Source organism: Streptomyces albofaciens JCM 4342, from assembly GCF_008634025.1.
Classification (GTDB): domain Bacteria; phylum Actinomycetota; class Actinomycetes; order Streptomycetales; family Streptomycetaceae; genus Streptomyces; species Streptomyces albofaciens.
The window spans coordinates 3,635,056-3,647,746 of the sequence record NZ_PDCM01000002.1 but is presented as its reverse complement, the minus strand read 5'-3'; the positions used below and the strand labels follow the sequence as shown (position 1 = coordinate 3,647,746).

General features: G+C 71.2%; 12 protein-coding genes. 5 read left to right on the top strand and 7 right to left on the bottom strand.

Features of this window, described 5'->3' with window-relative positions:
- Window positions 1-10 precede the first annotated feature (10 nt).
- Window positions 11-799 carry a DUF4232 domain-containing protein gene (locus CP973_RS35815; protein WP_150248267.1) on the bottom strand — a complete coding sequence of 263 codons (789 nt, stop codon included), beginning with the start codon at window positions 797-799 and terminating at the stop codon, window positions 11-13.
- Between the two features lie 186 nt (window positions 800-985).
- Between CP973_RS35815 and CP973_RS35810 the strand changes: the two genes are divergently transcribed.
- Both CP973_RS35810 and CP973_RS35805 read left to right on the top strand, forming a co-directional pair.
- The gene (locus CP973_RS35810; protein ID WP_150248265.1) at window positions 986-2,299 is read left to right on the top strand and encodes an ATP-binding protein; all 1,314 of its coding nucleotides are present in this window, start codon (window positions 986-988) and stop codon (window positions 2,297-2,299) included.
- Between the two features lie 69 nt (window positions 2,300-2,368).
- Window positions 2,369-3,103, top strand: a complete 735-nt coding sequence (locus tag CP973_RS35805) for a LuxR C-terminal-related transcriptional regulator (RefSeq protein ID WP_150250743.1) — start codon at window positions 2,369-2,371, stop codon at window positions 3,101-3,103.
- On the opposite strand, the gene CP973_RS35800 is transcribed toward CP973_RS35805, so the two are convergent.
- The 3 genes from CP973_RS35800 to CP973_RS35790 form a co-directional block, all read right to left on the bottom strand.
- A complete protein-coding gene (locus CP973_RS35800; protein WP_244410306.1) occupies window positions 3,081-4,304 on the bottom strand; it encodes an MFS transporter in 1,224 nt (407 codons plus the stop codon). The genes CP973_RS35805 and CP973_RS35800 overlap by 23 nt on opposite strands.
- A gap of 91 nt (window positions 4,305-4,395) precedes the next feature.
- Window positions 4,396-4,974, bottom strand: a complete 579-nt coding sequence (locus CP973_RS35795) for a TetR/AcrR family transcriptional regulator (RefSeq protein WP_150248261.1) — start codon at window positions 4,972-4,974, stop codon at window positions 4,396-4,398.
- Between the two features lie 16 nt (window positions 4,975-4,990).
- Entirely contained in the window at window positions 4,991-5,455 is a 465-nt protein-coding gene (locus CP973_RS35790) for an ATP-binding protein (protein WP_150248259.1), read from the bottom strand.
- 119 nt (window positions 5,456-5,574) lie between these two features.
- Between CP973_RS35790 and CP973_RS35785 the strand changes: the two genes are divergently transcribed.
- Together CP973_RS35785 and CP973_RS35780 are read left to right on the top strand one after the other, a co-directional pair.
- Window positions 5,575-6,363, top strand: a complete 789-nt coding sequence (locus CP973_RS35785) for a helix-turn-helix domain-containing protein (protein ID WP_150248257.1) — start codon at window positions 5,575-5,577, stop codon at window positions 6,361-6,363.
- Window positions 6,364-6,684: 321 nt separating this feature from the next.
- Window positions 6,685-7,818 carry a MarR family transcriptional regulator gene (locus CP973_RS35780; RefSeq protein ID WP_150248255.1) on the top strand — a complete coding sequence of 378 codons (1,134 nt, stop codon included), beginning with the start codon at window positions 6,685-6,687 and terminating at the stop codon, window positions 7,816-7,818.
- A 69-nt stretch (window positions 7,819-7,887) separates the two neighbouring features.
- Here CP973_RS35780 and CP973_RS35775 read toward each other — a convergent pair whose 3' ends face one another.
- The gene (locus tag CP973_RS35775; protein WP_150248253.1) at window positions 7,888-8,691 is read right to left on the bottom strand and encodes a MerR family transcriptional regulator; all 804 of its coding nucleotides are present in this window, start codon (window positions 8,689-8,691) and stop codon (window positions 7,888-7,890) included.
- A gap of 77 nt (window positions 8,692-8,768) precedes the next feature.
- Window positions 8,769-10,121 (bottom strand): serine hydrolase domain-containing protein, encoded by a 1,353-nt coding sequence (locus CP973_RS35770; protein ID WP_150248251.1) that lies wholly within the window; start codon window positions 10,119-10,121, stop codon window positions 8,769-8,771.
- Between the two features lie 398 nt (window positions 10,122-10,519).
- On the opposite strand from CP973_RS35770, the gene CP973_RS35765 reads away from it, so the two are divergent.
- Window positions 10,520-11,797 (top strand): alpha/beta hydrolase, encoded by a 1,278-nt coding sequence (locus CP973_RS35765; protein WP_150248249.1) that lies wholly within the window; start codon window positions 10,520-10,522, stop codon window positions 11,795-11,797.
- A 69-nt stretch (window positions 11,798-11,866) separates the two neighbouring features.
- On the opposite strand, the gene CP973_RS35760 is transcribed toward CP973_RS35765, so the two are convergent.
- A complete protein-coding gene (locus tag CP973_RS35760; protein WP_150248247.1) occupies window positions 11,867-12,625 on the bottom strand; it encodes an SDR family NAD(P)-dependent oxidoreductase in 759 nt (252 codons plus the stop codon).
- Between the last annotated feature and the right edge of the window lie 66 nt (window positions 12,626-12,691).

Sequence of the window (12,691 nt, the reverse complement as noted above, 5' to 3'; positions counted from 1 at the left end):
CCGCGGAAAGTCAGCCGATGGGGTTGACGAAGGTGGCGGGGTGGGTGGCGCCGTCCTGGTGGATGAGCGGGCCCCAGGGCCACTTCAGGGTCAGGGGGGTGGTCTCGTTGGGCGGGGTGACGGCGACGGTCGCGGGCTTCCAGGAGCCTTCGTCGTTCTCCTTGGCCATGCCGAGGTTGACGGTGAAGTCGGTGCTGTCGCCGGGGGCGAGGGTGGTGGTGCCGTGTTTGGCGGCGGAGCGGGCGAGCGACCAGCTGGGACCGCCGGCGTCGGGCTGGAGGTCGACGCCCGCGAATCCGCCGATCTTGCAGGTGCGGTGGCTCTTGTTGGTCAGCACGATGCTGGTGGTCGTGCTGCCGCCGGCGTTGGGGTCGGGGGTGGCGTCCTCGCCGGTGGCGAAGGCCGCTGTGAGGTCGGAGGTGTGGCAGCGCTGCGTGCCGGAGGCGCCGTTCCTGCCGCTGCCGCTGCCGCTGCCGTTGCCGGTGGCGTGCGAAGTGCCCGCCCGCTTGCCCGTGGCGCCCGCCCCGGCACCGGCACCGGCCCTGGCACCCGCCTTGCCCTCGGCCTTCGTACCGGAGTCCGCCTGAGGGCCGGAGCCCTGCGCGTCGGCGGACGAACCCTTGTCGCCGGGCGACTGCGCTGCGGCGGCCTCCGAGTCCAGGTGGGCCGCGGCCTTGCCGCCGCCGGCTTCCGTGCCGGAGCACGCGGTCAGGGCCAGCCCGGCGGCCGCGGTCAGGGCCGCGGCGGCGATTCGGAGCGTACGGCGGCGGGCGGTGCGCACGGCGGTGCTGGAGCTCATTTCGGTTCCCCCCGGGACGTTGGTGTCGTTGTTCCCTCGGTACGTCATCCACTCTGTCCGGGGGCCCTACCGCACGGCTGCCGCCCTGCTAACACCCGGCTAACACGGGTGCGCGGCATACCCCGGGGGCGCCCTAAGGGTCCACCCTGATGCCCCGACCCCACCTCCCATGTGACGATCGGTGCCATGACCACCGCACCGCCCCGGCCCGAGGCGAGCTACGCCCCGGCGTCCGACCCCGCCGATCCGCCCCTGCGCAGGCTCTACCGCAGTGCCGACGGCCGGATGCTCGGCGGTGTCGCACGGGGGCTGGCCGGGCATCTCGGGCTGCCGGTCTCATGGGTACGGGTGGTGTTCGTCGCGCTGTTCATGGCCGAGGGCATGGGCGCGCTGCTGTACGCGGCGTTCTGGTTCATCGTCCCGCTGGGCGTCGGCGGCGTGGACGCGGCGCGCGCGAACGCCTCCGCCGCCCCCGGTCTCCTCGGCAAGGCCCGCGGCCGTACGGGCCGCAAGGCCGACAAGGGCCAGATCCTCGCCCTGCTCACCCTGCTCGCCGGCGCGGCCGTCGTCGCCTCGAAGTTCCAGCTGGGCCGCGCCAACGCGTACGTGTGGCCGGTCCTGCTGATCGGCGCGGGCGTCGCCCTGGTCTGGCGCCAGGCGGACAACGCGCGCCGCGCGCAGTGGCGGGAGATGGGCCGCCGCAAGGGCCTGCTCCCGGTCGTGCGCGGCGCGGCGGGCGTGCTGCTGGTCGGTGTCGGCGTCACCGGCATCGTCGTCCTCCAGAGCTCGGTCCGCCACCTCGGCTCGGTGCTCCAGGCCGCCCTTGCCGTGCTGGTCGGCATCGCGCTGCTCGCGGGCCCCTACCTGGTCCGTATGACGCAGGACCTGTCCGAGGAGCGCCTGATGCGCATCCGCGCGCAAGAACGCGCCGAAGTCGCCGCGCACGTCCACGACTCCGTCCTGCACACCCTCACCCTGATCCAGCGCAACGCCGAGGACCCGCGCGAGGTGGCCCGCCTCGCGCGCGCCCAGGAGCGGGAGCTGCGGGCCTGGCTCTACAAGCCGGAGGGCCGGGGCAAGGACGAGGAGCAGGAGCCGGACACCCTCGCCGAGGCGGTACGCAAGGCCGCCGCCGAGGTCGAGGACCACCACGGCGTACCGATCGAGGTCGTGGTCGTCGGCGACTGTCCGCTGGACGAACGGCTGGGCGCCCAGATGCAGGCCGCGCGCGAGGCGATGGTCAATGCCGCCAAGTACGGTGGCGAGGGCGGAGCCGTGCAGGTGTACGCGGAGGTCGAGGGCCGTACGGTCTTCGTCTCCGTACGCGACCGGGGCCCCGGCTTCGACCTGGACGCGGTCCCCGGCGACCGGATGGGCGTACGCGAGTCCATCATCGGCCGGATGCAGCGCAACGGCGGCACGGCGCGGCTGCGCTCCGCGCCGGACGGCGGCACCGTGGTCGAGCTGGAGGCGGAGCGTCTACCGGATGACGACGGATGACGGATGATGAGGAACCACGGCACCACGCCGGAGGCAACCGGCAACGTCAACGAGGGACGGACGGACGAGATGAACAGTGACGCCGCACAGCACGCCCAGGCCGGCGGCACGGCCGGTGGCGGGCAGGCGGGTGACGGCCCGGCCCGCACGGTACGGGTCGTCCTCGTCGACGACCACCGGATGTTCCGTACGGGCGTCCAGGCCGAGATCGGCCGCACCGACGAGACGGGCGTCGAGGTCGTCGGCGAGGCCGCCGACGTGGACCAGGCCGTCACGGTCATCACCGCCACCCGCCCGGAGGTCGTCCTGCTGGACGTGCACCTGCCGGGCGGCGGCGGTGTCGAGGTGCTGCGCCGCTCCGCCTCCCTGATGGCCGACCCCGAACGCCCGGTCCGCTTCCTCGCGCTGTCCGTGTCGGACGCCGCCGAGGACGTCATCGGCGTCATCCGCGGCGGCGCCCGTGGCTACGTCACCAAGACGATCACCGGTGCGGACCTGGTCGACGCGATCTTCCGGGTCTCCGAGGGCGACGCGGTCTTCTCCCCGCGCCTGGCCGGCTTCGTCCTGGACGCCTTCGCCTCCACCGACGCGCCGCCCGTGGACGAGGACCTGGACCGCCTCACCCAGCGCGAGCGCGAGGTGCTCCGCCTGATCGCCCGCGGCTACGCCTACAAGGAGATCGCCAAGCAGCTCTTCATCTCGGTGAAGACGGTCGAGTCGCACGTCTCGGCGGTGCTGCGCAAGCTCCAGCTCTCCAACCGCCACGAGCTGACGCGGTGGGCTACGGCCCGGCGGTTGGTGTGACGCAGGGGGTGGCGGGGGCGGGGTCCAGAGTCCCACGCGCGACGATCTGACGCGTACGGCGGCGCCCCGCCTGCCCCCCGAGCTCCGGCACCAGCGACACGAGCCCCAGCGCCGCCAGTCCGGCCCCCAGCCAGATCGTCGCCCGCAGCCCGTACGCGCCGATGGCCAGGCCGCCCACCAGCGACCCCACGATCACGCCGAGCGTGATGAACGACGAGTGCACGGTGTTCACCAGCGCCCGCGCGTTCCCGGCCCGCTGGACGCGGGTGACCATCGCCGGGTTCATCGTCACCCCGGCCAGCCCGATCCCCATCATGAACACCACAGCGGGCACGGGCAGCTGCGCGAACAGCGCGAAGCCGACGAGGAACCCCAGGTTCAGCACCAGTCCGCAGCACAGGACGGCGATCGTGTGCCGGTCGGCGAGCCGGCCGACCACGGTGTTCCCGACGACGGTCGCGGCCCCGTACGCCATGAGCAGCAGGGGGACGGTCCCGGTACCGATCCCGGTGACCTCGGTCAGGATCGGGTTGAAGTAGCTGAAGACGGCGAAGGTCGCCCCGATGATCAGCGTGCTGGTGGACAGCGCCAGCCACAGCCGCGGCTTACGGAAAACGCCCAGCTCCTCCCGTACGCCGCCGCCCGCGTCCGCCCGCTCCAGCCGCGGTACGCCGACGGCCGTGCACACCGCCGCGCCCACCGTCAGCACGGCCACGGCCCAGAACGCCGCCCGCCAGCCCAGGTGTTCACCGACCAGCGTGGACAGCGGCAGGCCGAGCAGCGTGCCGAGCATCAGCCCGTTCATGGCCACCGCGACCGCCCGGCCGCGCGCTTCCGGCCGGGTCAGCTGGGCGCATACGGAGAGCGCGACGCCGAAGAAGGCCTGGGAGGCGACGCCGGTGACGACGCGCGCCACCACCATCGTCCCGTAGTCCGGCGCGACGGCCGCCACCACGTTCCCCACCAGGAAGACCCCGAACAACACCCCCAACGCCCGCTTCTGCGGCAGCCGCATCACCCCCACCGTCAGGAAAGGCCCGCCGACGGCCATGGCCACCGCGAAGGCGGTGATCAGATACCCGATCTCCGGCACGGTGGCGCCCAGCCCGTCCGCCATCTGCGGCATCAGTCCGGCGACGGCGAACTCGCTGGTCACCATGGCGAAGATGCCCAGGGCCAGGATGTACACGGCGCGTGGCACGCGCATGATCCCCCTCTTTTCCTAACCGATCGTTCCAGTAATTGCCCGAAAGAAACCCCCGCCGCAGCGGGGGTGAAACGTGATGGGCGCGTCAGCGCAGAACGGTCATCGCCTGCTCCACGGCGTCATGGATCCGCCGCTCGTCGCCCGTCTTGCCCATGACGCGCAGCCCTTGGATGAAGGTGACCAGGAACCGGGCCTGCGCCCGCACATCGGCCCCTTCCGCCACCTCCCCCTGCGCCTTCGCCCTGATCAGGGCGCCCGTGACCGCCGACTCCACCTCGTGGAAGGCCGTCTCCACCCGCCGCTGCGCCTTCGCGTCCTCCGGCAGCAGCTCCACGGCGGTGTTCGTGACCAGGCACCCCTTGCGGTCGGCGTCCGCCAGCGCCTCGGCGGCGAACGCGCGCAGGAACTCCCGTACGGCGGGCAGCGCCGGCCCCGGCTGGTTCAGCCGCTCCAGCGCCGCCACCCCTTCGTTCTCGCAGTACCGGTCGAGCGCCCGCAGGTACAACTCGTGCTTGCTGCCGTACGTCGCGTAGATGCTGCCCCGGTTGATGCCGAGGTGATCGACCAGGTCCTGCATCGACGTGGCTTCGTACCCCTTGCGCCAGAACAGCTCCAGGGCAGCCTGAAGTGTCGCGCCCGGGTCGAACTCCTTGGTTCTGCCCATGCGGGCACCCTACGGGTTACGTGACCGATCGTTCAAGAAAACGCGTCCCGATGCGGTGACGGCTGGACACCGACTCCAGCGCCAACTCGAACCACACCACCTTCCCGATCCCGTACGGGCGCGGGTACGTACCCCAGTCGTCGGCCAGCGCCGCCACCAACGCCAGCCCGCGCCCGCCCTCGTCGTCCGGCCCCGCCGCCCGGGGCTCGGGCATCAGCTCGCTCGCATCGGCCACCTCGATCCGCAGCCGCCCCGCGAACAGCAGGCACCGCGTCCGCACATGCCGCCCACGCGGAACCCGCGCGTGCACACAGGCGTTGGCCGTCAGCTCACTGAGAATCAGCACGGCCGTCTCCGTCACCTCGTCCTGCAATCGCCATACGTCCGCCAGGACACGCAGGTACGCACGGGCCCGCCGCGCGCTCCGAGGATGGCGCGGCAGCCACCATTCGTTCGTAAGAGGGGAATTTCCGTCGTTCACAATCCGAGCATGTCGACGCGGGCGTACGGTCGGCAGCCGCGACGAGGGTACGCATCAGGGTGTACCGGTCGTGCCGGCGAAATGGGGGCGCGGTGTCGAAAGAGCCAACCCGGCTACCTATGACGTGGCGCTACTGCGGTGACCAACTCAAGCTGTGGCGTACGTACGCGGGGATCTCCCGCGAAGAGATCGCGAAGGAAGCGGACTACGACGCGGAGTACGTCAAGTCCATGGAGCAGGGGCGCCGGAGGCCGACGTTGCGGATGCTCCGGATTGCCGACCAGGTGTGCCGTGCGCATGGGCTGCTGGAGGCGGCGGACCAATACCTGAAGCCCGAGAAGTCCGAACGGCCCATCGGCGAGTTCATGGAGCTAGAAGAAACCGCGATCGGGCTGTACTGGTACGAGACCCTCTATATGCCGGGCCTGCTGCAGACCGAGGAGTATGTGCACGAGCTGATGAACCACGGCCTTCCGCCGTTGGACGACGAAACAGTGGAAGAGCGCATCACCAAACGCCTCCGGCGGCAGGCGCTGTTGAACGGTAAGTCGGAAACGGCGTTCAACTTCATCATCTACGAAGCCGCGTTGCGCACGATGGTGGGTGGCGCCGGAATCATGAGGCGCCAACTTGAGCGCCTGCTGGAAGTTCAGCGCATGCGTAACGTCTGCGTTCAGGTTCTCCCGGCCGCTCGGGCCCCCTATGTCGCATTCGGCGGCCCCATCATCCTCGTCGAAACCGAAGAACACGAGACGTACGCGTACTTGCCCGGTCAGGGGGTCAGCACATTGCAATCCGATGCGAGCGATGTGAGCCGTCATAGCCGGGCCTTCGGCATGATCCGCATGCAGGCGTTGGGGGTGGAGGACAGCGACGAGTACATCCGCCAGGTGGCGGGGGAGTTGTAGGCGGCCTGGCGGGTACGAGCGCGGTTCACCATCCCCGCCCGCGCCTGGGTGGCGTACCTCCCCCCGGGGCTTGAGCGCCGGGCCCCGGGCGGCGAGCCCCGAGCCCCTTGTCCAAGGAACGGGTGGGTTGGCACAACCCACCCGCCCTCCCAACCCCCGCGCGTACCAGCGCACATGACTTTCCGCGACCGGCTTGCCACAGCCCGTCGCCACCCCCTAGCGTTCGCCGCAGCAAGCAGCGCACGCACGACAAACGACCCCGGCCGGTGCTACCAACACCGAACCGGGGCCTAACCTTCAAGATCGGTAAGGTCGATCTCAATGGCTGACGCCAAACCTACTACGGCGCCCTGCGCGCCCACCGCCTCGCCCGCCGTCCCCGGGCCCCGCCTCGCGGCCCCCGGCTACGGCAAACGCTCCGCCCCGGACCAAGCGCGCCGCCGACCAGGGGACTTCTCGCACCTCCCCGAACGCGAAGCGTTCATCGCCGCGTTCGTCGACCGGCTTCCGGACGGCGCCGCCATGGACGTCAAAACCCTCGCGGCCGCCCAGCCCCGCTACGGCCAGCAAGCCGTACGCTCGGCCCTCACCCGCCTCTCCGCCGCTGGTCACCTGCGCCGGGTCCAGGAAACCGTCGGCGACGGCCGCTCCCAGTGGGTCTACCGCACGTACTTCACCCGTACCGCCCGCGACGACACCTGGTGGCGCCACTTCCTGACCGGCAACGCACCCCCACAACTCCCTCCGGACGAGCGACCGCCAACCTCCGAACCGTTGACCCCGACCCCGGAACCCGCAATCAGCGAACGCGCAGTCCGCGAACCGGAAGCGCCCGAACCGGAAGCGCCCGAGCCCGCAGCCCCCGAATCCGCAGCCCCCGAACCCCCGCCTCGATCCGCCGCGCCACTGCGTGCCGAGGCCGCCTCCAACCCCCACCCGGCCCCACCACCCCGCTCGGCCGCCTACGCGGCCCTCGCCGCGCTCGGCACCGCCGACCCCCGCATGATGCTCTCCGCCGCCGAATGCGCCGCCCTGGAAGACCTGGCGGCGCAATGGCTGGCCCACGGCGTGTCGGCCACCCACCTGATCACGGCCCTGACCGCCGGTTTGCCGCCCGAGGTCCACTCCCCGGGCGCCATCGCCCGCACCCGCCTGACGGCCAAACTCCCGCCCGCCCCACCACCCGAGGCCACCTCGCCACGCGCCCCCACCCGCATCATGGAGTGCACGGAATGCGGCGTACCGGGCCGCCCCGAAGCCCTCCCCGGCGGTCTGTGTCGCCCCTGCCGAGGCGACATCCCGCCCCCGGATCCGGCCGCCGACCACCTACGCGCCCAGCGAACCGCTCACTTCGCCCACCTCTGCCGCTCCGGTTCCCGCTCCCGCCCGGGCTCGGCGGAGTCCAGCACACAACGCGTAGGCAACGGCAGCAACCACCACCCAAACCCCAACTGAACCGCCAGCAAGAAGAGGACCCTTCCTCAACCCTTGCCCTTTGCCCCCTGGTCCCACCCAGCCCGCGCCCTACTCCCAGGCCGCGGTGTCGGGGTCGATGCCGTGGGCGCGTGCGCTGGCGTCGATGATGTGGCGGAGCCAGGTGGCCAGGCCGGGGCGGATGGCGTCGTAGTGGGCGGCGAATCCCGGGTCGGCCTCGTACATGCGGCCGAGGCAGACCTGCATCTGCCGGGTGAGAGGGAAGTACGAGGCGAAGACCTCGCGGTGCCGCTCGACGAGTCGCTCCGCTTCCGGGCTGCCGGGCGCGACTCCGGCGTCCATCGCGTCCGCGAGGGCGCGGTCGAGTCCGGCCACGGCGTCGGCGACGGCCTGCCATTCCTCCGGCCCGCGTGAGGCCGAGCGTTCGGCGAACTGCCGCCATTGCGTCGTGTCCCCGTAGTGCTGACGGGCTCGGGCGGGCGAGTCCGGGTCCCACCGGGGGCCGAAGATCGCGGCCTGCTGCTCGGTGGTCAGCAGTACGCCGCGCTCGTGGGCGTCGATCATGCGGTCCAGCCCGGCGCCGAGCTGCTGGAGGCGCTCGATCCGTTCGGCAACCTGCTTGCGCTGCGCGCGCAACGCGTCGGCCACGTCCGTGGTCGAGTCGTCCAGGACGGCCCGGATCCGGTCCAGGCCGAGGCCCAGCTCGCGGTAGACGACGATGCGGTGCAGGCGTTCCAGGTCGGCGGCGGTGTAGAGCCGGTAGCCGCCGGCCGTGCGCAGCGACGGCCGCGCGAGGCCGATCTCGTCCCAGTGGTGCAGCGCGCGGACCGTCACACCGAGCCGCGCCTGCACCTGACCCACGGTCAGCCCGTCGCCCTCAATGGCATCATGCATGATCCTCATTGTCGCCGCGCCCGGTCCCGGTGAGCGCTACGGCGAGCGGAAGCCGCAGCGCGGCGCAACCGCGGTGATCAGCCTCGGGCCGGTGCCTGGGGCGAGGCCGGCACCCGTATGGACTGCGATACGGACTGCGATACGGACTGTGGCAAGGACTGCGGAGCCGTGGACGGGGGCTGTGACCCTGCCCCCTCGGCGGAGCGACTGCACAGGGCCCGGACCAGATGTATGCCCATGGCGGTGTCGATGGGGCCCGACTTCTCGGTGCCGTCCGGGTTCAGGCCGTAGTAACGCGTCAGGTTCGTGCCGAGTGAAACCTGGCGGCTGCCGTCCGGGCTGGAGAGGGACCAGGTCCCCGAGCCGGGGACGAGACCGTTGTGGCCCCAGACCCGCCCGCACGGCAGGTCCCACGAGAGCAGGCCCAGGCCGTACCGCAGGGTCGGGTCGTTCCCGGCGGGGACCGTGGTCTGCATCTCGCGCAGTTCGGCCTTGCCGATCAGGCGGCCGGTCAGCAGGGCGCGGAAGAACGTGTTGAGGTCGTCCATGGTCGACACCAGCGAGCCGGCCGTACCGGCCCAGGACATGTCGTAGACGCTGAACTCGTGCGGCGGGTCGAACATCCCGTGCAGGCGCTCGTACATCTTGGCGTGCGGCCCGGTCAGGTAGGGCGAGCGCGGGAAGTACGTGTGCCGCAGCCCGGCCTTCCGTATGACGTGGTCGGTGATGTACGTCTCGGGGGTCTCCCCGGTGACCTTGCGCAGCAGCAATCCGGCTATCACGTAGTTGGCGTTGGCGTAGTGGTGCGCCTCGCCGGGCTTGCCCGTCGGCTCCGCCGCCAGGGCCAACTGAGCCAGCTTCCGCGGGTCGTGGTGGCGGAAGCGGCCGGTCTCCAGGTCCTCCGGCTTGCTCCAGAGGGCGTAGCCGTAGTCGGCGATGCCGCTGGTGTGATTCAGCAGCATCCGTACCGTGATCGCCCGGCCACGCTCGCCGGGGACGAGACCCGGCAGGTAGCGGCCGATCGGCGCGTCCAGCTCGATGGTGCCCCTGCCGACTTCCCGGAGCACGGCGACGGCGGTGAAGGTCTTGGTGATGCTGCCTATGCGGTGTTCGAAGTCCGGTCTCATCGGGCGGCCGGTCTTGATGTCGGCGACACCGGAGGCGCCCCGCCAGGCCGCGTCGCCGTTCCGTACGGCCGAGTAGGCGCCGTACATGCCTTCCTTGTGCAGATCCTGAAGGGAGCGCGCGAGGGCTTCGCGGTCGAGGCCGGACCGCGCCGGCCGGTCTGCGGCGGTCGTAGCGACGGGAGCGGGCGGGGCGGGCGTCTCGGCGGCCGAGGCCGGGAGGGCCGGGGCGAGCAGGGCCAGTAAGACGGCCGTGGCGGTGGCGGCGAGCCGCACGCGGCGGCGGCTCGGTGGGGACAGGGGCATGGCATGTCTCCGTCGGTGCGTGGCCGGGGGCTCCCGCGGAGCCGGCGGCGGTCGGTCGGTGGCCTGCGATCTCTCTCGCTCACCGGCGATTCTGCTGGCCACGCCGCTCCCGGACATCAACCTGCGGTACGGCATCGCTCACAGGTTCGCATGACGGATGTCAGGTTTACCCGGCGAGTTGGGCCGCCACTCGGGGGCGCACCGGGCCGGTCACCGCGGCCTTGTGACCCGTACCACAAGCCCCCTTCTTTCCGGAGGACCTTCGCAAAGAAGGCCTCAGAGGGCGCAACCACGGCGTGTCGGATGACCATCTAATCTTGCGGAGAGGCTCGCTGCCGTCGGCAGGGCCAGAACCATGCCCACCGCTGCACCACGCCCTGGAAGCGAGTAGATCCCCGATGAGTCTGACGGGCACGCCCTTCTTCCTGACCGCGATTGCGCTGCTGGTCATCGCGGTCGTGCTGCCGTTCGCGCTGTGGAGCCGCGTCCGTGGCCCGAAGGTGGTACGGGCGGTGGCGCGCCTGGGCATGCTGCTGTTCGCACAGGTCACCGCGATCACGCTGGTGTTCGTGATGGTCAACAACGCCAACAGCCTCTACGACAACTGGGACGACCTGCTGGGCACGTCCGACCACGTCGAGGCCGCCAAGGACCTCGGTCCGGACGGCATGGGCGGACTCAAGGCGAAGAACGGGCCCAAGCAACTGGTGCAGTTCGGCCCGCCCAAGGACTCGGTCGTCGGACCGGGCGTCCAGGAGGGCGAGTTCAAGGGGCGGATCTCGGGCGTGAGCGGCGAGGTGTACGTATGGCTGCCGCCGCAGTACGACGATCCCGCCTACCAGGACAAGAAGTTCCCCGTCGTGGAGCTGCTGCCCGGGTTCCCCGGCTCGGCCAAGTCGTGGCTGGGCACGCTCAAGGTCGCCGAGCAGCTCAAGCCGCTGATGGAGCAGGGCAAGGTCAAGCCCTTCATCCTGGTCTCACCGCGCACCACCCTGCTGGGCAAGGTGGACACCGGCTGCGTCAACATCCCGGGCAAGGTCAACGCGGACAGCTGGCTGAGCGTCGACGTACGCCAGATGGTGATCGACAACTTCCGGGCCGAGGAGGCGCCCGCCTCCTGGGCGGTGGCGGGCTACTCGGCCGGCGCGCACTGCGCCGCCAAGCTGGCGCTCGCCCACCCCGACCGCTACCGCGCCGCCATCAGTCTCTCCGGCTTCAACGACCCGAAGATGGAGCCCGCCTCCCTCGCGGGCCAGGACCCCAAGCTGCGCGTCGAGAGCAACCCGCTCACCATCCTCAAGACCGCCAACCAGGCGGGCAAGCCGCCGCTCAGCGCCCTCTACATCTCCGGGGCCGCCGGTGACGGTTACGAGGCCGGACTCGCCCTCAAGCAGCTCGCCAAGAACCCGACGACGGTCAAGGTCAAGCTGATCCCGCCGGGCGCCGGCGGCCACGGCACGGCCGTATGGAAGAACCAGATACCGGAGGTCTTCCGCTGGCTGAGCGGCGTCATCGGCACCCAGCCCGCCGGCGGCACCGAGCGCGGCCACAAGCCCGATCCGGGCCATGGCGCGGAGCCGGGCCATGGTGCCGAGCCGGGCCACGGTGCGGAGCCCGGCCGCGGTGCCGGGCACGGTCGGAGCCCGGAGCGCCCCCAGGGCCCCGGGCGCGCATAGCCGCACATATGGACGGGGACAGGGATACGGCTAGGCGTACGGATAGGCGTACGGCTAGGGAGACGGCCCTCAGTGCGCCGTCAGCCCGCCGTCCACCACCAGCTCCGACCCGGTGACGAACGAGGAGTCGTCACAGGCCAGGAAGAGAATCGCGGACGCGATCTCGTCGGCGCGCCCGGCCCTGCGCATCGGGGTGCGCCGGATGTCCGGCTGCTGGTCGCCCTGCTCGTCCAGGATCTCCTGGATCATCGGTGTGGCGATCACTCCGGGGTGTACGGAGTTGACCCGTACGCCCTGCCGCGCGTACTCCACCGCGGCGGTCTTGCTCAGCAGGCGTACCGCCCCCTTGGACGCCTGGTAGGCCGCCGCCGAACCGCTTCCCACCAGCCCGAGCACCGACGAGGTGTTGATCACCGACGCGTTGCCGCTCGCCCGCAGGAGCGGCATCGCCGCCTTCATGCCGAGCCAGGTGCCCTTCTGGTTCACATCGATCACGCGGTCCCAGGCCTCCTCCCGGGTGTCCTCGATGCCCGGCCAGTCCACGATGCCAGCGAGGTTCACCAGGACGTCCAGGGCGCCGAACCGGTCGCGTACGACGGTGATCACTTCCTCCCACTGCTGCGCGGAGGAGACATCGAGGCGGGCGGCGACGACGTCCGTGCCGTACGCCTCGATCCGGTCGGCCAGGCTCCGCAGGGGCCCCTCGGCGATATCGGTGAGCACCAACCGGGCCCCTTCGCGAGCGAACCGTTCGGCGGTCGCCGCGCCGATGCCGCCGGTCGCGCCGGTGATCAATGCGAGCTTGCCGTCGAGTCGAAGTCCTGCCATGGGAACCGTCCTTGCTCTCGTAGTGCTGACTGCTGACTGCTGACTGCTGACTGCTGACTGCTGACT